This window comes from Streptomyces sp. NPDC024698 (genome assembly GCF_055559015.1).
The window spans coordinates 15,863-39,183 of record NZ_JBVHLK010000003.1; the positions used below are offsets into that span (position 1 = coordinate 15,863).

Genomic DNA, 23,321 nt, shown 5'->3' on the forward strand with positions numbered 1-23,321 from the left:
GTGGCGCGCCTCGGGGTCACGCCTTGGCGAACGGCCCCTCGAGTGCGGCCCACTGCAACAGCATGATGGTCTTGGCGTCGGCGATCTCCCCGGTGCGGATCATCGACAGGGCTTCGCGGAAGGGCAGTTCGAGCGTCTCGATGTCCTCGCCCTCCTCGTCGAGTCCGCCGCCCTCGTGGGTGCGGGTGGACGGACCGTAGGAGGCGGCGTAGAAGCTCACCCTTTCGGTGACCGACCCCGGGCTCATGTAGACGTCGAAGACGTGCTCGACGGCTCCGACGGTGTGCCCGGTCTCCTCGACGACCTCGCGCCGCACGGCGTCCTCGGGGTGTTCGTCGTCCTCGTCGAGGAGGCCGCCTGGTGTCTCGACCAGCATGCCGTCCGGGTGGCCGTTGACATACACGGGATACCGGAACTGCCTGGTCAGCAGCACGGTTTCACGATCGGCGTCGTACAGCAGGAGGGTGGCCCCGTTGCCGCGGTCGTGGGTCTCGCGCTCCTGGGTGCTCCACGTTCCGTCGGCGAGCCGCAGATCGAACGTGGTCGTCCGCTCGACGTACCAGTGGCAGGACAGGAGCTTGACGTCGCGGATCCTGACCCGGGGGTTGCCCGTCAGACCGAGGCCCGTCCGGTCGAGCCCGGTGCGGCCCCGGGGGTCGGGGGTGCCGATGCCGGCGGTCATCGCGCGCGGCCCGGACGAGAGCGGGAGTCGTCGTTCATGGGGCCTGTCTACCATCCCGAGACCAAGATCCTGGTCACAGCGGGGCTTCGCCCGTTTAGGCTCACGGCATGGAACAGACGGAGATCATCCTGCGCGCCATCGGCGTGCTCACCGAGACCAACGCCATGGTGCGCAGGATCGCCCAGGACGAGGAGGCCGGGGTCGAGTCGGCCGAGAACAATCTGGGCGCGCTCGTCACCGAGGTGTTCCCGCGCGTCGAGGTGCCCGGGGACGCCGGTCCCGCGGAGGCGGGGCAGGCGGTCGCGGACGCCTATCTGCCCGCCGCCATCTCGCTGGTGGGCGCCTTCGCCTTCCTCTTCTCCGAACTCGCCGATCTCCACGACTCCGGGCGCATCGACGTCTCGACGGCGGATCTCCTCCAGGATCTCGCCCTGCGGATGTCCCGGGCCGACAACACCTAGCCACCGCGCCCGGCTTGGGCGCATCGCGGCGTACGACCCCTGTGCCGGGGCGAGCGACGGCCCGGCCCGGGTCAGTCGTGCGGGACGACCGCCACCGGGCAGGGCGCGTGATGGATCACCGCGTGGGCCACCGATCCGATCCGCGCGCCCACGGCGGAACGATCCGCCCTGCGGCCGACGACCATCAACTGCGCCCGGCCGGAGAGGGAGAGCAGTACCTGGCCCGCGCTGCCCATCTCGATGTGCTGGGTGACGGGGACCTCGGGAAAGCGCTCGCGCCACGGCTCCAGCGCCGCTTCGAGCGCCTTCCGCTCGTAGGGCTCCAGGCCTCCGGCCTCGTCCAGCATCCTGAGCGAACCGGGGCTGTAGGCGAACACCGGCGGCAGACTCCACGCCCGTACGGCCCGTACCGCCGCGCCACGGGCCGCCGCCGTCTCGAAGGCGAAGCGCAGACCGGCCGCGCCGTCCTCGGGACCGCCCTGGTGGCCCACGACGATCTCCCGGCCGCCCGCCTCGTCCCCGGGCCGGTCCTCCGACCGCACGAGGACGACCGGGCAGGGCGACTCGGCGATCACGCGCTGCCCGACGGAACCGAGCAGGAAGCCGACGAACGCGCCGTATCCGCTCGACCCGAGGACCAGGGTCCCCGTGTCGGCCGCCACGTCCAGCAGGGCCCGCACCACGTCGCCGCCGTCGGAGTCGATCACGTCGACGGTCACCGGCAGGCCGGCGTGCCGCTCGGTGACCGTGCGCGTCGCGTCCTCGATCATGCCCTGGACCCAGCGCGCCTGGTCCTGGCGGTCACCGCCGCCGACCATGTCGTGCGGCGGCCAGTGCCAGGCGTACACCACCCGCAGGGACACACCCCGGCGGACGGCCTCCCGGCCCGCCCAGGCCAGCGCCGCCCTGCTCTCGGGTGATCCGTCCACGCCCACGGTGATCGGGTGGGTCATCCGCCTGCCTTCCGCCGTCGGCCCGCCAGACCGGCCGGGCTCGTCCATCCTGACCCGTCCAGTGTCCGCCACCGGCGGCTGCGGCGATCTCCGGGCAGGGCGCGCCGCGCGCCGACCGGCCGCCGGTCCGGGCCGGTGCGGTGCGGTGCGGTCCCACCGGGCTACGAGGCCGTGCCGGGCGTCCGCCGGCGGTATCGACCGGCTATTCCTGGCTCCCAGGCGATCAGCCGCTCGAACACCTGCCGGTCGCCCCCGGTCTTCAGGTCGTTCAGCGTGAGGCGGCCCCGGACGAAGAGGAGCAGCTGCTCGGCTGTGCCCGTGGCCGAAGCGGAGGCGGGCGCGGCGTCCTCCGAGAAGGGTGCGGGCCAGGCGCCGGTGCCGTCCAGGGCGAGAAGCCGGATTTCCCAGGCCGTCAGCTCCTCTAGGCCGACGCGCGGACCACCAGCTCAGGGTCGAAGATCAGCGACGTGGGTTCGCTGCGGTCGCCCCTGATGTGCTCGTCGAGGAGAGCGGCCATCGCCCCCGCCATCTCCTCCACCGGCTGGCGCACCGTGGTCAGGGGAGGCCGGCAGGTCACCGCGACGCTGGAATCGTCGAAGCCGACGACCGCGACGTCGTCCGGCACCGCCCTGCCCCGCTCCCGCAGCAGCTGGCACACGCCCTGGGCCATCAGATCGTTGGCCGCGAACACCCCGTCCACATCAGGGTGTTCGGACAGCAGGCCCGACATCGCGGCCATGCCGCTGTCCAGCGTGAACCCGCCCTCCGCGACCGGGACGTACGGGTGCCCACCCCGGGCCATCGTGTCGCGGAACCCCGCGAGCCGGTCCTGGCTCGCGGCCACGCCGAGCGGCCCGGTGACCGTGACGATCCGCCGGCACCCCCGCTCCAGGAGGTGTTCGGCCGCGAGCCGGGCCCCCTCGCGGTGGGCGAGATCGACGTAGCTGAGGCGCACGGGGCGGGAGGGCCTGGCGAACAGGACGGCGGGCACGCCCGCGTCGGCGAGCAGCGCGGGCAGCGGGTCGTCGGCGTGGGTGGAGACGACGAGGGCGCCGTCGGCGCTGCCCTGCCGCAGGTCTGCCAGCACCTGGCTCCTGGTCTCCTCCGATTCGGCGAACATGAGCAGTGGGTGCATCGAGCGCGGACGCAGGTACCCCACCACGCCGCTGACGACCCGTCCGAAGAACGGGTCCGCGAACACCCGCGCGGCGAAGGCGTTCTGCTCGTCCCCCGGGGTGTCGCCCGCGCCGGAGACGATCAGCGCCACCGTCTGGCTGCGCCGGGTCACCAGCGATCTGGCGGCCCGGTTGGGCGCGTATTCGGTCCGCTCGATGGCCCGGCGCACCACCTCTTGGATTTCGGGGTCGACATTGCGGACCCCGTTGATGACCCGGGACACGGTCGCGCGGGAGACTCCGGCCACCCGCGCGACATCCTCCAGCGTGGGAGCCTGTCTGCTCATGGCGGCACCCTAACGGGCTCGCCCCGTCCGGGATAGAGCGCTCTCCCCGGTCGCCGGGCGCTCAACCGGGGGTACGGACCACCACGGTGACCGTGAGCGGCAGGGCGCCCGCCGAGCGGCCCGCGAGCACACGCCAGGGCCCTGGCCGCGTACGCCAGGCGTGCTCGTCCTCGTCCCAGTGGCGCAGGGCGCGGGACGGTATCCGTACCGGCACCGTGACCCGCTCGCCCGCCGCGGCGCTCACCAGGGCGTACCCGGCGAGCCGGCGTTCCCGGTGGTCCGGGGGACCCGGAGGTCCGGCGAGATGGACCTGGACGACCTCGCGTCCGGGGCGCCGGCCCGTGTTGCGCACCGCGACCCGCACGGTGAAGGGTTCGCAGGGCACGACACGGCCGGGGACGGTCAGGCCCTCGTACGCCCAGGTGGTGAAGCCGAGTCCGTGCCCGAACCAGTAGGCGGGGCGCGGTCGTGGCGCGCCCAGGCGCGGTAGCCGTTGTACAGGCCCTCGGTGTAGCGCAGGTGTCCGTCCTCGGGACGGGTGCGGGTGACCGGGGCGTCGGCGAGGGCGGCCGGCCAGGTCGTGGGCAGCCGGCCGCCGGGTTCGGCCCGGCCGAACAGCACGTCGGCCAGGCCCGTGCCGCCCTCCTGACCGGGAACCAGGTCAGCAGAACGGCTCCGGCCCGCTCGCGCCAGGGCAGTTCGACCGGTCCGCCGCTGTTGACGACGACGACCGTGCGCGGTTCGGCGGTGGTCACCGCGCGCACCAGTTCGTCCTGACGTCCGCCGAGTCCGAGGTCGGCGCGGTCGCGTCCCTCGGACTCGCCCTGCTCGGTCGTGCCGACGACCACGATCACCGCGTCCGCCTCGCGGGCCGCCCGTACTGCGTCGGCCATGGGCCGCCCTGTCGTGGGGGCGGGGCGGGGCCGCGGTGACGACGGTGGCCCGGCCTGTATCCCGGGCGAGTTCAACGGCGCGCCACCACGCTCACCGCGCGGCCCGCCGTGAGGGACACGGACACGCTCCGGACGGGCGGATGCACATGGACGACGGCCGGGTCGTCGGTGTCCGTGTCGAACTCCCCCTCCAGCACGCGGTGTTCGTCGACCGTGACGCTCATGCGGCCGAAGCCTCCGACACCGAGCGTCCACGGCCCCGAGGTCACGGGAAGCAGGCGGGCGGCGATCTCGACGGTGTGCGCGCCGGGCGACAGCGGCGGTTCCAACTGCCTTCCGGTCAGGCGGTGTTCGGACCAGAGTTCGCGCCCCGCCGGGTCCAGCACACGCAGCCGGCCACCGGGCAGGCCGGCGACCGGGTCGGTGCACAGGTCCGGGGTCAGGGGTGCCGGCGGCGCGTCGGTCGTGGGGCCCGGCACGTGCGGGACGCGCACGCCGTCGCCGAGCGCGGCCGCGATGCCGTCCAGCGGGGTGACGACCCGCTCGGGGAAGACTCCCACGCTGCCGCCGCCCTGGACACGCGGCAGCACCGCGTGCCCGCCGATCACGGCGACGGTACGCAGCCGGGCGGGATCGAGCGGGAGGACCATCTCCTTCAGTCCCAGGGCAGGTTCGGCCCGGGTGCGCCAGGTGGTCGCGCCGGTCAGCAGCCGGACCTTCTCGCGGAGCGTGAGTTTGCCGAGGAGCGCCTCACGCTCAGCCTCGTCGCCGGTCGTGCGCACGCCTGCGTCCCCTTTTCGGGGAGAGCGCTCTCCCACCCTGTCGTGGTTCAGTTGTAGACCCCGAACTCGTAGAGCGAGTAGCCCCAGCCGGTGCCACGCGCGGTTCCGTGGACCCGTACGTAGCGGCCTGTGCCGGACACGTCCAGGTCGTCGACACCGCCGTTGCCGTCGGTGACCGTGCGGACCGTGGTCCAGTTCTGCCCGTCGTCCGAGGTCTGAAGGGTGTAGCCCTTGGCGTACGAGGTCTCCCAGACCAGCTGGACGTGGCGGAACGAGGTACGGGTGCCGAGGTCGACGCGCAGCCACTGCGGGTCGCTCCAGTCACTGGCCCAGCGGGTGTTCGGGTTGCCGTCGACGGAGTTCGCCGCGGTGCAGGGACAGTCGCCGCCGCCGGTTTGGAACGAGGAGGCGGTGGCGGGCCTGCCGAGGGCGATGTTCGTGCCGCTCGGCATGGGCGGCACCACCCGCACGGAGCGGGTCTCGACGCCGACGTTGCCCCTGCCGTCCTTGACCTTGACGTAGAACTTCCACACGCCGGGCCGGTCAGGCGCGGTCACCCTCAGCCGGCCGCCGCCGAGGTCGGTGAAGGGCAGCGGGTTCAGCTGTTTGCTCTGGTCGATGTACATGCTGTTGTCCAGCACCTCGTACGTGACCGGGTCGCCGTCGGGGTCGGTGGCCTTGACCGAGAGGGTCAGGTCACGCCCGGCCGGCACTCTGCCCGCGTCCCCCTCGATCGTCAGGTCGGTGATGACCGGCGGGGTGTCGTCACGGGAGGTGTCCCCGCCGTACGCCCTCTTCACGGCGTAGTACGAGAGCCGTTTCTCGCCCGCGGGCAGCAGGTTGAACCAGATGCCGCCGAAGTCGTACTCGGTGCCGTAGTGGAACATCGTGGCGCCGAGCGCGACACCCTTGTGTCCGGTGACGCAGTTCCACGCCCGGGCGTAGCCGTCGGCCTTGGCCCGGTCGGTGGGTTCGGCGGGGACACCGTTCGTGTCGTCCGGGGCCTCCCACTCGCCCGCGGGTCCGGTCTCGGTGACGATGTAGGGCTTGGTGTAACCGCCCTGTTCCCAGGCCGACTTCACGTCACAGACTGCGTTGTAGGCGTTCACCGCGTACAGGTCGAGGTCGGGCGCATTCTCCTTGTAGTAGGGCCAGGCGCCGGTCCACGCGTCGGTGGAGGTGACCGGGTGGTTGGGGTCGACGGCGTGGATCTTCTTGGCGATGTCGTTCACCAGCGTGGCGTAGGCGTCCCGCTGACGTTCCAACTCGGCGCCGCTGTAGCAGTTCTGGAGGCCGAGCACCGACTCGTTCCCGACGTCCCACATCAGGACGCCGGGGTTGTCCTTGTAGGTGGCGGCCCACTGGGGGAACTCGGTGAGCACCTGGTTCTTGTACGCGGTGTCCGTCAGGTAGTTCACACAGCCGCCGCTGCCGGGGCCGCCGCCGGGCTGGAGCCAGAAGCCGGCGACGACCCTGATGCCCTGGGCGGCCGCGGCGTCGAAGAGCGGCTTGCTGGAGGCGTCGGTGCCCCAGGTGCGGACGGTGTTGACGCCCATCGACCTCAGGTCGGGCATGTAGCGCCCCGCGTCGGCGACGGCCGGGCCCCAGGTCAGGCCCTTGATCTGGTACGGGCTTCCGTCGACGGTCAGTTGCCAGTTGCCCTGCGAGCCGGTGACCTTGACGACGCCGCCGGCCGCGTGGGCCCGCTGGGCGGGCAGGACGAGTGCCGCCGCGGCGAGCAGGCCCGCGGTGAGGGGCGCCATGACATGGCGCCGGGTGGTTCGGGATCCGGTCATGAGAGTCCGTCCGGGGTACGGGTGGGGGGATGCGGGTGGGGTGGAGCTGACGGTGCGGCTTCGGGTGCTGGTGCGACCGGGGCCGGGGGCGAGGCGGGGCGGGTGGTCCCGCCGGCCCGCGGTGTGCGCCGGACCGGCGGGACGCTTCCCCGTCTCCGCGCGTCAGGGAAGGCGGTAGTTCGCGTCGAGTGCCGCGCCCGCTTCGGGGTGCGTCTGGTCGTAGCCGCGGGCATCGCACTGGAGTCCCCCGACGACACAGTGGTCGACGAGCGCCTTGAGCGTCGGCGGGTCCCACGCGTTGAAGCAGTCGTAGTGGAAGGAGTGACCGGCGCCGCTCGAAAGCCTGACCTGTGACATGTCACCGTTGACCGGGAAGGCCATCTTGAACTCGATCATCGGCAGGGCGACCGGGTGGTCGTCCGGGCAGATGTTGTTGTTGGTGCCGGGGTTGACCACCGGATACGCCATGTGACTCTGGTGGTCGGGGGTGTCGAGGTACTTGCCGTCCCAGCAACTGGGAGCCTGGAAACGGATGTTGAGCTGGACGTCGGCGCTGTTCGGGCACTGCTGGGGGAAGTCGACGTTGAAGTAGCTGTTGCCGCACTCCCATCCCTCCACGAACCCCCGGTGGTTGCGGAAGTCCGCCGCGGACTGCATCGGACTGCCGACCACGAAGCGCAGCCCCTTCGGGAAGGGCCGCACGCTGGTGTAGTCGGTGACTCCCGCCTTGTAGTAGATGACCTGCGGGCCCACCGGCAGGACCGTGGCACCGCCTTTCAGCAGCGTCGGCATCCAGTACGCGGACCTGTCGCCGGGCGCCTTGCAGCTGGTCGAACCGGCGTCGAGCGAGGCGGTGGTGCTCGCCGCGTCCGTCGTGGTGTTGCCCAGGAACGTGTGGTCGTGGGACTTGCCCGGCTGACCTGGATAGACGATCGGGTCGTCGGGTCTGGTGCGCGTCACCGAGCAGTTCGCCTGGAACTCGTGGAAGTACCGGTGCGCCGGCTCCGCCTTGGACGGGACGACCCCGGTCACCTGGGGATTCGCCGGGATGTAGCCGTCGCCGTCGGGGTCCTCCGGCGAGGAGAGCGTGGAGACGGGCATCGCGTGCGCCGCGTGGACGGCCGTCGCGCCGGTCATAGACGCCGGGCCGGTCGCGGGGTCGGCGCTCATCGCCACTCCGGTCAGGCCGAGCGAGGTCAGCACGAGCGCGCCGGACATCAGCATTCCTGAGACGATCTTCGATCTCCGTGCCATGGAGACCTCCTGCCACGTCGATGGGGACGGTGGGGGTCGAAACGGCCGGGCGGCGACGGGCACGGTGCCGCCGGACCGTTCGCGTGACGGTCCATCACATGTGCCGTGGGAATGGGAGAGCGCTCTCCCGTCGAGGAGTGTTGTGGCGGCTGCGCGCGGGTGTCAAGGGAACTGACGAACAATCAAGGAGCCGTTCCGCGCTCACCTCTTGAACACAACTCCGGAGTCCCGTCCGCTCCACACGCAGGCGCATCACCTGCTAAGTCGCCATAAATCAGCGCCTACTTGACCTCTTCCCGCACGAGGACCCGAGGTACTCCGGTCACAACTCTTGACGTGTCGTTCACCTCACTGAAGCATGCATCGGCGAGAGAGCGCTCCCCCGTACCTCCAACCGTTCACTTTCTGAACCAGGAGAGTCGCCCCCCATGCCTCAAACCCCCACAGACGCCCAGGACTCCGATCGTTCCACCGTCGCGCGGCGCACCGTTCTCGGAGCGATGGCGGCCGGCGCGGCCGCGCCCGGACTGCTCGCCGTGTCCTCACCGGCGTTCGCCTCCCCCGCGGAGCCGGCCGCCCCGGCCGTGCGGTCCTCCCGGAAGACGTCGGCCCTTCCCGGCGGCGGTGATCTGGGCCCGAACGTCATCGTGTTCAGTCCCTCGACGCCGGGAATCCAGGCGAAACTCGACCAGATCTTCCGGCAGCAGGAGTCGGCCCAGTTCGGCACGGGCCGCTACGCGTTCCTGTTCAAGCCCGGCATCTACAGCGGGCTCAACGCCCAACTGGGCTTCTACACCTCGATCGCCGGCCTCGGCCTGTCGCCGGACGACACGACGATCAACGGCGACGTCACGGTCGACGCGGGCTGGTTCAACGGCAACGCCACCCAGAACTTCTGGCGTTCGGCGGAGAACCTCGCCCTCAGCCCGGTGAGCGGCACCAACCGGTGGGCGGTCGCGCAGGCCGCTCCGTTCCGTCGTATGCACGTCAAGGGCGGTCTCAACCTCGCACCCGACGGCTACGGCTGGGCCAGCGGCGGCTACATCGCCGACAGCCGGATCGACGGGTCCGTCGGACCGTACTCGCAGCAGCAGTGGTACACCCGCGACAGTTCCGTGGGCGGCTGGGTCAACGCCGTCTGGAACATGGTGTTCTCAGGCGTCCAGGGCGCGCCGGCGCAGTCCTTCCCGAACCCGCCGTACACCACGCTCGACACCACACCGGTCTCGCGCGAGAAGCCGTTCCTGTATCTGAGCGGCAGCGAATACCGGGTGTTCCTGCCGGAGAAGCGCGTCAACGCGCGCGGCACGACCTGGGGCAACGGCACTCCGCGCGGTACGTCGCTGCCGCTCGGCCAGTTCTATGTGGCCAAGCCCGGTGTCACCGCCGCGACCCTGAACGCGGCGCTCGCCCAGGGGCTCCACCTGCTGCTGACGCCGGGGATCTACCACCTGGACCAGCCCATCCAGGTCAACCGCGCGGGCACCGTCGTCCTCGGCCTCGGCTACGCGACGCTGATCCCCGACAACGGCGTCACCGCGCTGCGGACCGCCGACGTCGACGGAGTCCGGCTCGCCGGGTTCCTGATCGACGCCGGGCCCGTCAACTCCAGCAGCCTGCTGGAGGTCGGCCCGGCGGGCGCCTCCGCCGACCACTCGGCCAACCCGACCACCGTGCAGGACGTGTTCGTGCGGATCGGCGGGGCCGGCGCGGGGAAGGCCACGACCAGCATGGTCGTCAACAGCCGCCACACGATCATCGACCACACCTGGGTGTGGCGGGCCGACCACGGCACCGGCGTCGGCTGGGAGACCAACCGGGCCGACTACGGCATCCGCGTCAACGGCGCCGACGTCCTGGCCACCGGGCTGTTCGTCGAGCACTTCAACAAGTACGACGTGCAGTGGTACGGCGAGCGGGGCCGCACCATCTTCTTCCAGAACGAGAAGGCCTACGACGCTCCGAACCAGGCCGCGATCCAGAACGGGAGCGTCAAGGGGTTCGCGGCCTACAAGGTCGGCGATGCGGTCACCGCCCACGAGGGCTGGGGTCTGGGCAGCTACTGCTACTACAACGTCGACCCCACGATCGTCCAGCACCACGGATTCTCGGCGCCGAACCGGCCAGGCGTGAAGTTCCACGGTCTGCTGGTGATCTCGCTCGGCGGCAACGGGCAGTACGAACACGTCGTCAACGACACGGGGGCGCCGACATCGGGCACCTCCACCGTGCCGTCGACCGTGGTCTCGTATCCCTGACGCGTCCCGTGAGCGGGCTTCCGCGAGAGCTCTCCCGGAAGCCCGCTCACGCGGGTGCGCCGTGTTTCAGTAGCGCTGGGCCTTGGCGAGTACCGGCGTGAGCTGGGGCTGCGCGGGCTGTCTGCTGATCACGACGGGCTGCGCCTTCTTGCCGGACGCGAGGTTCTCCTTTCCGACGTACGCCGTCTCCACGACCTTGCCGTCCGGGTTCTTGAAGTCGACCTGGACGGCGTACGAGGCCGTCTTGCCGCTGTTGTTGGTGATGGTGACGAGCACGGCCCGCAGCCCTCCGGTCTCCGCGGTCGGCAGGCCGGTCATCTTGACCTCGGACGTCGCGTTGCCGCTGCCCTGGACGTTCTTCAGCTGCTTCTCGGCGGTGGCGGAGGCGCGGGCGGTGTCGGCGGAGACCGAGGCGGCGAACTCCGAGGCCCTGGCCGAGACCGAGGCGGCGGCCGAGGACGCCCGTGCGCTCGCCGACCCGATGATGGAGGAGGCCGCCGAGGCGATCGCGGACGGCGGTGTCCCGGTGAAGTTCGACGCGTTCGGCGGCGTGGGCCGCGGGGTGACGGAGGCCGTGGAGCTGCCGCCGCCGTTGTCCGAGCTGCACGAGACGAGGGCGGAGCCGCACGCGATCGCGGCCAGCAGGACAGCGACACGCCCAGATCCGCTCCGGCCGTGGGGAACACGTCTGCTCATGGGCTTGCCTCTTCCTGCCGTACGGGGGCACGGGGGCTCGTCCTCTTTTCCTGCCGTACGGACTCCCTCATGCTCCGTGCCGCGTCCGGCCACGGCGAACCACGGGGGCCCATTGGGGTGGCGGGCGCCGGGTCAGCCCCCGTGTCCCGCTCCCTCCAGCCACGCGTCCGTGACCGCCAGGGCCGCCGCCATGACGCTCAGCTGCGGATTGACCTCCGGGCAGCCCGGCAGGACCGACCCGTCCGCGACCAGGACCCCGTGGACTCCGCGGAGCCTGCCCTCGGGGTCGGCGGGTGCCCGCTGCGGATCGGCTCCGGCGGCCACCGTGCCGGTCGGGTGGAACGCCGACACGTGCAGATCGCGGGAGCCTGTCGAGGTGAGCAGGTCGTCGAGCGCGTCGAGGGAGCGGGCGCGGGGCGCGCGGGGGATTCCGGTGAGGACCTCCGTCGCCCCGGCGGCGAACAGCAGACGGCCCATGGCGCGTACGGCGGTCAACAGGCGGTCGCCGTCGCGCGGGTCGAGGTCGTAGCGGACGAGCGTGCGGTTCCGGCCGCCGACCTGGCCCGAGGGACGGTCGGCGATCATGGCGCCGAGGGTGGCCAGATGGTCCGACGCCTCCAGTTCGCGCCGCAGTTCCCGGCCGAGGCCGGGCAGGACGAAGCTGCTCATGCCGGGCGGGCTCGCCGTCGCCTCGACCAGGATCCCCCGGTCGTGGAGTTCCTCGACGCCGACGCTCTGGAGCACGCCCCGCCAGGCCGTCACCGGTTCGGTGAAGCGTCCGGCGACGCTGGTGGCCGGGTGCACGCTGAGGTTGCGGCCCAGTCGGGGGTGTCCGCCGAGGCCGGAGCGGCGCAGCAGGGGCGGGGTCTGGAGGGTGCCGGCCGCCACCACGACGAGGGGGCTGAGGATCTCCAGTTCGCCGGCGTCGGGGCGGCGCGCCCGGATTCCGGCGGCGCGGGGCGGGCCCGGCACGTCGTGGTCGAGGAGGATGCGGTGGACCCGGGCGCCGGTGACGATCCTGGCACCGGCGGCGCAGGCGTCGGGCAGGACGGACAGCTGGACGCTCTGCTTGGCTCCGGTGGGGCAGCCGACGACGCACTGGCACGAGCCCTTGCAGCCGGGGGCGTTGCGGCGCAGCGGGGCGGCCCGCCAGCCGAGCCGTCCGGCGCCGGTGAGGGTGAGCAGCCCGTTGTCGCCGAGGACGTCGAGGGGCTGGCGTGCGACGCGCAGGGTGCGCTCGACCTCGTCGAGGAGGGGTGCGAAGCGGTCCGCGAGAACGAAGCCGAACGTGTCGCGCCAGCGTGCCAGGACGTGGTCCGGTGTGCGGTAGCAGGTGCCGGAGTTGACCACGGTGGTGCCGCCGACGGCACGGCCGGTCGGCAGCAGGACCGGTGGTCTGCCGAGGGCCACGGTGGCGCCGCCGTCGCGGTAGAGCTCGGTGAAGCGGTCCAGGGGTGCCCGGCGGCCGAAGGAGGCCGTCGGGTGGTGCCGGCCCTCCTCCAGGACGACGACGCTGAGTCCGGCGCGGGCGAGGGTGCGTGCGGCCATGGCGCCGCCCGCGCCGGAGCCGATGACGACCGCGTCGGCGGTGGTACGGCCCGGCCACTCCTCGGCGGGAGTGCAGTCGAGGGGCGGATCCGCCGGGGCGGGTACGGCGGCGGGCGCGGCCCAGGTCCGTTCGGTGCCGGCGGCCAGCAGGACGGGAACCTTCAGGAGGTCCAGGAGCGGGGCGAGCCGGGGCCGCGGGGCCAGCGAGCGGAGCACGGTCTCGCGTTCGTCGGGGCGAAGGGCCGCCAGGCGTCTTCCGGTGCGCGCCAGGGCGTACGTCTCCAGGGCGGCCACGGCGGTGCGCACCCCGGCGCGTGCGGGGAGGGGCAGTGCGGCGAGCACGGAATCGAGGCGGTGCGGGACCCGGGCGGGCCAGGCGTCGGCGCCGTCGTCGGCGAGGAGTGCGGCGACGAGCCCGTCGGCGGTCATCGTCCGCCCGCCTCGGCGTGTGCGGTGCCGTCCAGGGTCCAGGAGGCTTCCGGGCGCCAGCGGCCCCACCAGCGTTCCAGGACGACCCGGGCGTCGGCGGACTCGCTGTTGTGGCACACCGCGCGGGCGCCGTCCGGGTCTCGGTATTCCAGGGTGAGGGTCCGCTCGGGGGGCAGGTCGACCTCGACGCGGATGCGGCGCAGCGCCGTCCGGCCGGTGACCGTCCATGTGGGCAGGCCGAAGGCGGCACGGAAGCGTCCGAGTACCGGCCGGCCGATGGCAGAGCGCTCGGGCCTGCGTGGCCACGTGCGGCCGTCGCGGCGTAGGCGCAGGAAGACGAGCGGGGGGAGGCGGCGCAGCGCGGGCCGGGTGGACACGGCGGCGACGATCTCCAGGACGTCTCCTTCGCCGAGGTCGGCGTGCAGCCAGGTCCAGCGTCGGGCGTTGCCGTGTCCGTAGATGCGGGCGGACGCCCCGGGTGCGGCGCGCAGGGTCAAGGTCGATCCCTCGTAGGAGAGTTCTCCCTCGTAGGTGGCGCGGGCGGCGGGGAGCATCTGGGCGGCGGGGAGCACGGGGCGGCGCCAGGACCAGCGGGGGAAGGTGAACAGGGGTGGCCCCTGGGGCTGTTCGAGGAGCTTCCAGTGGAAGTCGCCCGCGCTGCCGGTGAGTCGGCCGCCCGCGTGGGTGATGTCCTCGGTGGTGAATCCGTCGGCCGGCCGGGTCCAGGGGACGGGTCCGAAGCGGGCGTGCCGTACCTCGCCCTCGCGGGGGAACGCGGCGGCCCAGCCATGGGCGAACGGTTCGGATCCGTCGGCGGGTGCGACGAGTTCGTGGTGCAGCCAGACCCCGGTGCCGGTCGCCGGGTCGGTGAGGGTGGTGTACCAGACCTCGGTGCGGCCCGGGGCGCCGTTCCATCGCGGTGCCGCGTGTCGCGCGGGGTCCTCGTGGCGCGGGAAGCGGAAGCCGAGCAGGAAGGGCAGCAGGCCGGTGGCCAGGGGGAAGCGCAGGACGCCCTGGCCCACCCGCGCCCCGTCCTCGTACACGGTGAACGGAAGGGTGGTCATGGAGGCGAGGGGGTGGCGCGGGGTCACCGACTTCCAGCCGTCCAGGGTGAGGCGGCGTCCTTCGGCGGTGAAGGTCAGGCGGTAGCGGATGCGCCGCCGGGCGATCGGTGACACCTCCAACTCGCCCTCGGCGGACGGGTCGTCGGCGTGTCCGGCGATCCGCACGCGGCCGGTGAGGCGGGCCCGGGTGGTCCGGTGCGGGAGCAGGACCCGGTCGGCGGCGGCGCGCAGATCGAGCCGGACGTGCCGCTCCCCCGGTTCTCCGTCGAGGCGGACGGTTCCGATCATCGTCTCCGTGAACACCGTGCCCCTCACGCGAGTCCCTCCAGCATGATGCGTTCGGTGTCCCGGAGATAGGTGCCGGCAGCCTCCCGGGCGCGCCGGGTGTCCCTGGCTGTGACGGCCTCGACGACCGGGGCGAGCCTGCGGTGGGCGGTCTCCGGGTCGGTGAAGGGCCCCTTCAGCAGGGAGCGGACCGGCAGGTAGGCGTTGAAGAGGGTGTTCGTGAGCAGGACGTAGACGCGGTTGCCCGTGGCGCGGGCCAGGGCGCGGTGCACCTCGACATCGGCCAGCTGGACCGCGTCGGCGCCCTCGGCCCCCGCCACGGCCGCGAGCAGCGCGCTCAGCTCGGCCCGCTGTGCGCGGGTGCCTCGCTCGGCCGCCCGCTCGGCGATCAACGCGCCGACTCCGCGCCGTACTTCGAACACCTCGTGCACCCAGGCGGCGTCGTGCCGCACGAGCATGGGCAGGAGGTCCGCTCCGCCGAGACGGGCGTAGTCGCGCACCCGGGTGCCCACTCCGTGCCGGGTCTCCAGCAGACCGGCCTGCACGAGCCGCCCGAAGGCGTGCTTGAGCGTGGTGCGGGTGACGCCGTAGCCGTCGGCGAGCCGTCGTTCCGGGGGAAGGTAACTCCCCGCCGGATGACGGCCGTCGAGGATGTCGGTGCGCAGCCGGTCCTCCAGGACGTCCACGATGGTCTCGCGGGGCAGAGCCTCCACGTTTCCCCCTCCGGGCAAGTGGCTGAGTGGATGAGCCACTGAACCAGTGACGGGCCGTCGGGGTCAACCCCTCCTGCCGCACGCCTGGTTGCCGCGCGCCGCCGCCGGGCTCATCGTTCGCCGTCGGCGTCCAGGCAGAGCACGGGGACCCGTTGGACGAGGTTGTTCACGAAGCCGCCGCGGTTCCACGGCTGTTCGAGCGGCTGAGTGTGGCCGTCGGCGTCTGTGGCGCGTGCGCTCAGGACATGTCGGCCGGGGGACGCCGCCCAGGTGAAGTGCCAGGCGCGCCAGGCCCAGCGGTGGGTGCCTGGCGGGTCGAGCCGGGCCGGGTGCCAGGTGCGTCCGTCGTCCGTGCTGACCTCGACCGCGGTCACGGGCGCACACCCCGACCAGGCCCGTCCGGTCAGGGTGACGGCGCCCGGGTGGACCGCCCGCTCCCTGGACATGAAGTCGGGGAAGCCCGGCGGGGCGAGCAGGGCGCGCGGGGCGATACGGGTGACCGGCTCGCCCTCCTCCGCGGCTTCCTGCCGGAGCCGATACGCCACCGCCTGCTGGAATCCCCGGAACGGCGCGGCCGTCACCGTGATCTCGCGGAGCCACTTGACCTGCGCCATGCCGTACCAGCCCGGCACCACGAGCCGCAGCGGATGCCCGTGCTGCGGTGGCAGCGGGGCGCCGTTCATCGCGTAGGCCACCAGGACCTCGGGCTCGTCGCCGCGCGCCACGTCGAGCGGAAGCGCGCGCTGGTAGTCCTGTTCCACCCCGCGCTCCACGCCGTGATCGGCTCCGGTGAACACCACGTCCACCGCGTCCGGTTCGACCCCGGCCTCGGCGAGCAGCACCCGCAGCGGCACGCCGGTCCACTCGGCCGTGCCCACCGCCTCCACCAGCCAGGGCTGGCTCACCGGCCGGGGTGTCAGCAGCGCGCGGCCGTTGCCGGCGCACTCCATGGTCACCCGCTGCCTGACGGCGGGAGCAGCCTTCAGCTCGTCGACTCCGAGGAGCAGCGGGCACCGCACCCGCCCGCCGAGGGCGAGCCGCCAGTCGGACTCCTCCGCGTACGGGATGTCGTAGTGGGTCAGCACATAGTGCAGCCCCGGCGGTGTGACCTCGTACCGCAGGGCCTCCAGCGGCAGTCCGTGGTTCCGGGCGGCGAGAGCCAGTTCCTGGCCGCTGATGCCCTCGTCCGGGCGGGCCAGCCGGGCGGGTGCGCTCATGTCGTCGAGGCGTTGCCCCATGCATCCATTGTCCGCCCGCCGGGGGCGGGGCGCCTGGGACCTGTCCGGTGTCCGCCCGCCGGGGGGGCGGGGCGCCTGGGACCTGTCCGGCAGAGGGGCCCTAGTCCGGGCGGCGGCCGACGCTTCGGTTCACCAGGTCGCGCCAGCCGGCCTCCAGACGCTCGGGCGGCATGCCGCGCTGGCGGGTCAGATGGCCGATCAGCGCGGGGTCCAGGTAGCCCATCAGCGTCTGGGCGACGAGCTCGACGTCCGCGTCCGGTCCCGGGCCCGCCTGGCGCAGCAGCATGCACACGTGCATGAAGCGGACCCGGTACGGCGCCGAGGTGAAGCGGCGGGTGACCTCGGGTTCGGCGGCGAGGTACAGGTCGAGCCGCTCGGAGGTCTGGCGCAGGGCGTGGCATCCGAAGGCGTGCAGGCGCTCCACCGGTGGCGCGCCGGGGCCGAGCGGGGCCGGACCGCTGATGAAGGCGGTCTGGAACCGCTGCTCGGTGTGGTCGAGCAGGGCCATGAGCAGGCCGGTGCGGTCGCCGAAGCGCCGGAAGACGGTCCCCTTGCCCACCGCCGCCGCGCAGGCGACGCCTTCCATCGTGAGTCTGGCCACGCCCTGCTCCTCGACCAGCCGGGCCGCCGCCTCCAGCAGGCGGGCGCGGTTACGGGCCGCGTCGGCGCGCAGCGGGGCGGCCTCGGGCGCGCTGAGCTGCATGACGACGGGCTCGTCGGGCGGTTCCGGTCGCTGGGGGAACGGCGGAAGTGGCTGGGACATGAAGCCAGCGTAACGGCATCCGGGGCCAACTGGACTGCGGTCCGCTTCAGTGGTAGACCTTAAGCGGACTTCGGTCCGTTTTGTTGCGGCAGTGTTTCAGCGTTTCCATCCCCCAGGAGATATCCATGTCCGTACGCATCCTCGCGCTCGTCGGCAGCCTGCGCGCCGGTTCCCACAACCGCCAGCTCGCCGAGGCGGCCGTCAAGCTCGCTCCGGAGGGCGCCGAGGTCGAGATCTTCGAGGGCCTGGCCGAGGTTCCCTTCTACAACGAGGACATCGACGTCGAGGGCACCGTCCCCGCCGCCGCCGCCCGGCTGCGCGCCGCGGCCGGTTCGGCCGACGCGTTCCTGCTCTTCTCCCCCGAGTACAACGGCACCATCCCGGCCGTCCTGAAGAACGCCATCGACTGGCTGTCGCGCCCGTACGGCGCCGGCGCCTTCACCGGCAAGCCGGTCGTCGTGGTCGGCACCGCCTACGGCCAGTTCGGCGGCGTGTGGGCGCAGGACGAGGCCCGCAAGGCCGTGGGCATCGCCGGCGGCACCGTGCTGGAGGACGTCAAGCTCTCCGTCCCCGGCTCCGTGGTCCGCTTCGCCGAGACGCACCCCGCCGACGACGCCGAGGTCGCGGAGCAGCTCACCGAGGTCCTGAACCGACTGCACGGCCACGTCGAGGCCCCCGCCGCCGCCTGACAACTCAGGCCTGGGCCGGTCCGGTTGACCCGGGCCGGCCCTTCGCATGTCGTGACTCGGTCACCGTACGTCGCAAGATCGCCACGGCCCTGGCGGAGCCTCGTCCTCCGCGACAGGATGCCCGCATGAAGAGCGATCTCTTTTCCAGTGACCACATGGTGCAGCCCGCCGTCGCGGCGGGCATGACCGTCCAGAACGCCAAGTCCATCAAGTACGCAGTCCAGGGCGAGATGTTCGCGCGCCAGGGCGCGATGGTCGCCTACCGGGGCAGTCTCCAGTTCGAGCGCAAGGGCCAGGGCGTCGGCGGGATGCTCAAGCGGGCGGTCACCGGTGAGGGACTTCCGCTGATGGCCGTCCGCGGGCAGGGCGAGGCCTGGTTCGCGCACGAGGCGCAGAACTGTTTCATCGTGGGCATCGAACCCGGCGACGTGTTCACGGTCAACGGCCGCAACGTCCTGTGCTTCGACGCCTCCCTCTCGTACGAGATCAAGACCGTGAAGGGCGCGGGCATCACCGGCGGTGGCCTGTTCAACAGCGTCTTCACCGGCCACGGCAGCCTGGGCCTGATATGCGAGGGCAACCCGCTCGTCATTCCCGTCACCTCCCAGCAGCCGGTGTTCGTCGACACCGACGCGGTCGTCGGCTGGACGGCGCAGCTGCGCACCTCGCTGCACCGCTCGCAGTCGATCGGCTCGATGATCCGAGGGGGTTCGGGCGAGGCGGTGCAGCTGAAGCTGGAGGGCGAGGGCTGCGTCGTCGTACGCCCCAGCGAGGCGACGCCGCAGAAGACGCAGCAGCACTGATCCGGGAGCGCAGCGGGGGCCCCGCCGTCCGGCGGGGCCCCTGCGTGTCGTGCGTCGGACCGGTCCGTCAGCGACCGGCGGCCGGCGGGGCCGGGGTGTCGGCGACCGTGACGTTGACGGCGGCCCAGGCCGCGTCCACCGCCTTGTACTCGGCGCTGTTCGCGCCGTACATGTCGCTGGCGGCCTTGAGCGTGGCCGTCCGGGCGTCGTGGAAGTCGGTCGTGGAGACCATGTAGCGGGTGAGCGCCCGGTAGAAGACGGCGGTGGCCTTGGTGCGGCCGATGCCGGTGACCCGGGAACCGTCGTACGTCGGCGAGTCGTACGTCACGCCCTTGACGGTCTTGCGGCCGCTGCCCTCGGCGAGCAGGTAGAACGCGTGCGAGGAGACACCGGAGCCGGCGTGCACCTCGGTGTCGTACGCGGCGGGCGACCAGTAGTCGATCGTCTGCTCGAGCCGGTCGAGGGACGGGTGGTCGAGGCGGCGCAGGAACTTCTGGGCGAGGCCCAGCTTCTCCCCCACGAGGTAGTTCGGCGGGTTCTTCGGGTTGTTCGCCGAGAACTCGACGTTCGAGCCGAAGATGTCCGCCAGCGACTCGTTGAGGGCACCGGGCTCGCCGTACTGGTTGCCGTCGGCGTCCACGCGGGTGGGTTCGAGGGCGGCGGTCGCGTCGACGACCCCGTGGGTCAGCTCGTGGCCGGTGACGTCGAGGACGACCAGCGGCTTCTTGAACAGATCGCCGTCCCCGTCGCCGTACAGCATGCAGCCGCACGTCGAGTCCCAGAACGCGTTGCCGACCTTGCTGCCGAAGTGGACCATTCCCTTGGCGCCGGCGCTGTTGTTCTTGATGCCCTTGCGGCCGAAGGCCTTCTTGTAGAAGTCCAGGGTCTGGGTGATGCCGTACTGGGCGTCGACCGCGGCGGTGGTGCGGGCCGAAGTGGTGCCGGTGCCCCACCTGTTGTCACCGTCGGTGAACGCCTTGCCCCGGGCGAAGGACTCCAGTTCCTGGCCCTTGGCGTCCCGGGTCTCGGTGTTCCACCGGGTCGGGTCCTTGAGCAGGTACGTGGTCCGCGCCGTCCGGGTGGTGGTCAGCGCCACCTTGCCGGCGAAGAGGGAGGAGCCGCTGCCGGTGGCGGTGGCCGGGTAGTGGGCCGCGGCGGCGCCGGTGAGACCGGACAGGGCGGCGGCACCGGGGGCCGTACCGGTCTGCGGGGTCGCGCTCTCGCCGCGCTCGCGCAGCGCCGCGGCCAGGGACGGCGATATGAACTCGTCGCTGTTCGGGGTGTTGCTGCGGATCCGGCCGTCACGGGCGTCCACGACGACCGTGCTCGACTGCCCGGCCTCGGTGGTGTCGCTGTCCGTCACGACCACCTGGTAGGCGAGGGCGGCGTCTCCCGCACGGGCGTCGACGACGAGCTGGGCGGTGTCCGCGTCGCCCTTCGCCGCGGCCTCGGCCTTCCGCTCGGCCTGCTCGGGCGTCACCCGCGCCTCGACGGTGGACGGCTTCACCACGTGGTCGGCGGCCCGGGTCACACCCAGGTACTCGCCCCGCCTGCCCAGGTGGACGACCAGGTCGCCGCCGAGGACCGGAAGGCCCTGATGGGTGCGGACGAAACGGACGTGCTGCTTTCCGTCCGGGTCCGTCATGACGTCCTTGGCCCGCAGGGTGTCCCCGGCGATGACACCGGTGGCCGAGGCGTGCGCGAACGCCGCCGCCCTGGCCGCGGCCACCGGCGAGGCGGCCTGGGCCGCCACGCGGGCGGGTCCCTCGGGCGCGGACGCGAAGGCGGTACCGGGGATCGTGGCGGCCGTCGTCACCGCGACGGCTATCGCCACACGGCGTATGTGGGGTCTACGCACTGAGTTCCTTTGCACAGGGGCGGCCGGGGTCACCAACCGCCTTGCGGCGCGATGCTGTTGCGCACCACGGGGGCTGTCGGGTCCCGACCGGACAGATGTACGGGGGAACGAGGCGGTTGCCTGGCGGGTCCGCTCGACCCGCACATGTGACCGATGTCGCACCTCCCCGCGCCCGGAGGTGTCAGACGGTGCGGTCGGCGAGGGCGGACAGCGTAGTGTGGAGTTCCGCCGCGGGCCCCGGGGCGAGGGGCAGCCCCGCCAGGAGCGTGTCCGCCGCGGCCAGATGGCGGCGCGCCTCGCGCACGGCGGCGGCGCGGCCCCCGGCCCGCTCGATGAGGGCCGTCGCACGGCGGACACCCGCTTCGTCCAAGGAGTGGGAGAGCGCCAGGAGTTCGTCCAGTTCGCCGTACCCGGCTCCGCCGAGCGCGGCGAGCACCGGCAGGGTCTTCTTGCCCTGCCGCAGGTCGCTGTGGACCGGCTTGCCGGTGACCGACGGATCGCCCCAGATGCCCAGCACGTCGTCGGCGATCTGGAAGGCGACCCCGAGATGGCGTCCCGCGCGGTCCAGGACGGTCACCGCGTGGTCCGGCGCTCCGGCAAGCCGGGCGCCCAGTGCCAGGGCGCAGCCGAGCAGCGCTCCGGTCTTGCGCTCGGCCATCGCCTCGTACTCCGCGGCAGCGACCGCGTCGGCCCCGGTCCAGGGCCGTTCGGCGAACAGCAGGTCGTCGGCCTGGCCGCGGACCAGATCGCCGAGGGCGGTCGTCAACTGCCTTACGGCGGGAGCGGCTTGGGGAGTGACGGCGACGGTCTCGACGGCCAGCGCGAACAGCGCGTCGCCCGCGAGCACGGCGGGTCCCGTGCCGTAGGCCTTCCACACGGCCGGGCGCCCGCGGCGGAGCGTGTCACCGTCCATGATGTCGTCGTGGAGCAGCGAGAAGACGTGCACGAGTTCCACCGCGACGGCGGCCGGCACTCCCGCCCGGGCCGGACCCGAGACGATCTCCGCCCCGAGGACGGCCAGGGCCTGTCGTACGCCCTTGCCCTGGCCGTGGTCGACGGGTGCGCCGCCGACCTCGCAGTGGCCGAGCGCGTAGCGGGCCATCTCGGCGAGCCACGGGTGCAGCGTGCCGATCGCCTCCGACAGGGCGGGGGCCACGAGTTCGCGGCAGCGGCGCAGGACCTGGGCGGCGTCGTGCGGGGAGTCCGGGGCGGCCGGTGCCGAGGGGACGCGCTGAACGGGCGGAACGGGCGAGGCGCCGAGGGCCGTCGAGGTCATCACGCGGCCTCCGCCTCGCCGGCCTCGGGCGTCAACCCGAGCTCCGCGCGGGCTCGTTCGACCATCCGGTGGGCGTGCCTGAGCCCGATGCCGTCCAGCGCCAGGGCCAGCTCGTCCAGGTCGGCGGCGGTTTCGGCGCTGTCACGACCGAGGCGGGCGAGGGACTTGACCAGCCCGAGGCGGGAAAGGGCCGTGCCGCGCGGCTCGCTCATCGTCTCGAACTCGGCGAGGGCACCCGCGTACACCTCGCGGGCCTGCTCGTAACGCCCGGCGCGGTAGAGGACGTTGCCGCGCATCTTGTGGTTGTAGGCGAGCGCGCCGGACAGCTTCATCGCGCGGCAGGAGACCTCGGCCTCGCCCAGCAGTTCCAGCGCCCGGTCCGTGTCGCCGTCGCGCACGGAGACGATGTCCGCGAGTCCGCGCAGCGCCCAGGCGTGGCCGCGGCGGTCCTCGGCACCGGCGGCTATCCCGGCCGCCTCCTCGAACATCGCGTAAGCGGTGTCGTACGCACCGGTGTTGCGGTGGATCTGGGCGATGCCCTCCAGCGCCCACACGGTGTGCCGGGCCTCGCCGCGGCGGCGGGCCTCGGCCAGCAACTGCTCGTGCAGCGCCGTCACGGCCGCGTAGTCGCCCTGGATGCGGCCGGTCTCGGCCATGCCGGCCAGGGAGTAGCCGCGCACCACGACGTCCCCCGCCAGCTCGCCGAGTTCGGCGGCCAGCCGCAGCAGCCGCCACGCCAGCGGGAACGCTCCGCGCTGGCGGGCCAGGGTGCCGCCGCTCCACAGCGCCCAGGCCATGGCGGCGCCGTCGCCGGCCTCCCGGGCGGTGCGGTAACTCGCCTTCCAGGCCCGGTCGGCGTCCGCCACCTGCCCCAGGCGGCGGTGCGCCTCGGCGACCGCGAGGCCGGAGCGGGCGGCCTCGGCGCGGGCGCCGGTGCGTTCGGCCGCCCGCAGTTGCTCCGTACCCGCCGCGAGGACGTCCGTCAGCGAGGAGTTCACCGACAGGGTGGTCAAGGCGCCCTGATATTCCGGGGCGAAGGCTTTGCCGTACATGAGTGCCTTTCCGTCGGCCACCGCCCGCCCGTGCGAGGGACGGGCCGATGGTGACGCTGTAGTCGACTCCTGAAAGGCGGTGACATGCGGCGATCAGCTATGCACTCGGCGTATACGCGGCATGTATACCCAAGGGGTATAGTGCGCCCGATCGCCATCCCCGAGGGGATGCTCCATGGAGGACCGCGTGCCACGCGCCCGTTGCCGATCAAGACGGCGTTCGGGTACGGGAGGTTGCCTGCGCGCCTCAAACACGTTGCGCGGCGACGCAAACCGGACTCAGGACGACGGAAGCGGAGCCTCTCCCACCGAAGGCAGGACGGCGTCGCATCACGGACGAACCCGGTGATCGCGGCCGAAGCCACC

General features: G+C 72.6%; 20 protein-coding genes and 1 pseudogene. 4 read left to right on the plus strand and 17 right to left on the minus strand.

Going from position 1 to position 23,321, the window contains the following annotated elements:
* Window positions 1–16 precede the first annotated feature (16 nt).
* Window positions 17–682: an NUDIX domain-containing protein gene (locus ACZ4AA_RS07865; protein WP_467597179.1), complete on the minus strand. Its 666-nt coding sequence runs from the start codon at window positions 680–682 to the stop codon at window positions 17–19.
* Between the two features lie 107 nt (window positions 683–789).
* On the opposite strand from ACZ4AA_RS07865, the gene ACZ4AA_RS07870 reads away from it, so the two are divergent.
* Complete coding sequence (locus ACZ4AA_RS07870) at window positions 790–1,143, plus strand: hypothetical protein (RefSeq protein WP_467597183.1); 354 nt, start codon at window positions 790–792, stop codon at window positions 1,141–1,143.
* Window positions 1,144–1,214: 71 nt separating this feature from the next.
* On the opposite strand, the gene ACZ4AA_RS07875 is transcribed toward ACZ4AA_RS07870, so the two are convergent.
* The 7 genes and pseudogenes from ACZ4AA_RS07875 to ACZ4AA_RS07905 all read right to left on the minus strand — a co-directional run bounded on the left by ACZ4AA_RS07875 (window position 1,215) and on the right by ACZ4AA_RS07905 (window position 8,283).
* Window positions 1,215–2,096, minus strand: a complete 882-nt coding sequence (locus ACZ4AA_RS07875) for a universal stress protein (protein WP_467597185.1) — start codon at window positions 2,094–2,096, stop codon at window positions 1,215–1,217.
* Between the two features lie 421 nt (window positions 2,097–2,517).
* Window positions 2,518–3,558 carry a LacI family DNA-binding transcriptional regulator gene (locus ACZ4AA_RS07880; protein ID WP_467597188.1) on the minus strand — a complete coding sequence of 347 codons (1,041 nt, stop codon included), beginning with the start codon at window positions 3,556–3,558 and terminating at the stop codon, window positions 2,518–2,520.
* Between the two features lie 61 nt (window positions 3,559–3,619).
* Entirely contained in the window at window positions 3,620–3,943 is a 324-nt protein-coding gene (locus ACZ4AA_RS07885) for a fibronectin type III-like domain-contianing protein (protein WP_467597192.1), read from the minus strand.
* A 17-nt stretch (window positions 3,944–3,960) separates the two neighbouring features.
* Window positions 3,961–4,451: pseudogene (locus tag ACZ4AA_RS07890) on the minus strand (glycoside hydrolase family 3 protein).
* A gap of 71 nt (window positions 4,452–4,522) precedes the next feature.
* Complete coding sequence (locus ACZ4AA_RS07895) at window positions 4,523–5,233, minus strand: hypothetical protein (RefSeq protein ID WP_467597195.1); 711 nt, start codon at window positions 5,231–5,233, stop codon at window positions 4,523–4,525.
* 47 nt (window positions 5,234–5,280) lie between these two features.
* A complete protein-coding gene (locus ACZ4AA_RS07900; RefSeq protein WP_467597198.1) occupies window positions 5,281–7,029 on the minus strand; it encodes a discoidin domain-containing protein in 1,749 nt (582 codons plus the stop codon).
* A 162-nt stretch (window positions 7,030–7,191) separates the two neighbouring features.
* The gene (locus ACZ4AA_RS07905; RefSeq protein ID WP_467597201.1) at window positions 7,192–8,283 is read right to left on the minus strand and encodes a DUF1996 domain-containing protein; all 1,092 of its coding nucleotides are present in this window, start codon (window positions 8,281–8,283) and stop codon (window positions 7,192–7,194) included.
* A gap of 428 nt (window positions 8,284–8,711) precedes the next feature.
* Between ACZ4AA_RS07905 and ACZ4AA_RS07910 the strand changes: the two genes are divergently transcribed.
* Entirely contained in the window at window positions 8,712–10,541 is a 1,830-nt protein-coding gene (locus ACZ4AA_RS07910) for a coagulation factor 5/8 type domain-containing protein (protein WP_467597204.1), read from the plus strand.
* A 66-nt stretch (window positions 10,542–10,607) separates the two neighbouring features.
* On the opposite strand, the gene ACZ4AA_RS07915 is transcribed toward ACZ4AA_RS07910, so the two are convergent.
* The 6 genes from ACZ4AA_RS07915 to ACZ4AA_RS07940 all read right to left on the minus strand — a co-directional run bounded on the left by ACZ4AA_RS07915 (window position 10,608) and on the right by ACZ4AA_RS07940 (window position 17,277).
* The gene (locus tag ACZ4AA_RS07915; protein ID WP_467597207.1) at window positions 10,608–11,237 is read right to left on the minus strand and encodes a hypothetical protein; all 630 of its coding nucleotides are present in this window, start codon (window positions 11,235–11,237) and stop codon (window positions 10,608–10,610) included.
* 132 nt (window positions 11,238–11,369) lie between these two features.
* Window positions 11,370–13,214: a GMC family oxidoreductase gene (locus ACZ4AA_RS07920; RefSeq protein ID WP_467597210.1), complete on the minus strand. Its 1,845-nt coding sequence runs from the start codon at window positions 13,212–13,214 to the stop codon at window positions 11,370–11,372.
* Complete coding sequence (locus ACZ4AA_RS07925; RefSeq protein WP_467597213.1) at window positions 13,211–14,593, minus strand: hypothetical protein; 1,383 nt, start codon at window positions 14,591–14,593, stop codon at window positions 13,211–13,213. The genes ACZ4AA_RS07920 and ACZ4AA_RS07925 overlap by 4 nt, the downstream gene beginning before the upstream one ends.
* Entirely contained in the window at window positions 14,590–15,276 is a 687-nt protein-coding gene (locus ACZ4AA_RS07930) for a FadR/GntR family transcriptional regulator (RefSeq protein WP_467597217.1), read from the minus strand. Before ACZ4AA_RS07930 ends, ACZ4AA_RS07925 begins: the two co-directional genes overlap by 4 nt.
* 110 nt (window positions 15,277–15,386) lie before the next feature.
* A complete protein-coding gene (locus tag ACZ4AA_RS07935) occupies window positions 15,387–16,514 on the minus strand; it encodes a sulfite oxidase (RefSeq protein WP_467597221.1) in 1,128 nt (375 codons plus the stop codon).
* 100 nt (window positions 16,515–16,614) lie between these two features.
* A complete protein-coding gene (locus ACZ4AA_RS07940; protein WP_467597224.1) occupies window positions 16,615–17,277 on the minus strand; it encodes a TetR/AcrR family transcriptional regulator in 663 nt (220 codons plus the stop codon).
* A gap of 125 nt (window positions 17,278–17,402) precedes the next feature.
* Here ACZ4AA_RS07940 and ACZ4AA_RS07945 point away from each other — a divergent pair, with 125 nt between their 5' ends.
* Window positions 17,403–17,966: an NAD(P)H-dependent oxidoreductase gene (locus tag ACZ4AA_RS07945; protein ID WP_467597227.1), complete on the plus strand. Its 564-nt coding sequence runs from the start codon at window positions 17,403–17,405 to the stop codon at window positions 17,964–17,966.
* 125 nt (window positions 17,967–18,091) lie between these two features.
* Window positions 18,092–18,769, plus strand: coding sequence for an AIM24 family protein (locus ACZ4AA_RS07950; protein WP_467597230.1), 678 nt, complete (start codon window positions 18,092–18,094; stop codon window positions 18,767–18,769).
* 67 nt (window positions 18,770–18,836) lie between these two features.
* On the opposite strand, the gene ACZ4AA_RS07955 is transcribed toward ACZ4AA_RS07950, so the two are convergent.
* From ACZ4AA_RS07955 to ACZ4AA_RS07965, 3 genes are all read right to left on the minus strand, one after another.
* Complete coding sequence (locus ACZ4AA_RS07955) at window positions 18,837–20,627, minus strand: M4 family metallopeptidase (RefSeq protein ID WP_467597234.1); 1,791 nt, start codon at window positions 20,625–20,627, stop codon at window positions 18,837–18,839.
* Window positions 20,628–20,808: 181 nt separating this feature from the next.
* Entirely contained in the window at window positions 20,809–21,903 is a 1,095-nt protein-coding gene (locus ACZ4AA_RS07960) for a polyprenyl synthetase family protein (protein WP_467597237.1), read from the minus strand.
* On the minus strand, window positions 21,903–22,955 hold the full coding sequence (locus tag ACZ4AA_RS07965) for a tetratricopeptide repeat protein (protein WP_467597240.1): 1,053 nt from the start codon (window positions 22,953–22,955) through the stop codon (window positions 21,903–21,905). Before ACZ4AA_RS07965 ends, ACZ4AA_RS07960 begins: the two co-directional genes overlap by 1 nt.
* Between the last annotated feature and the right edge of the window lie 366 nt (window positions 22,956–23,321).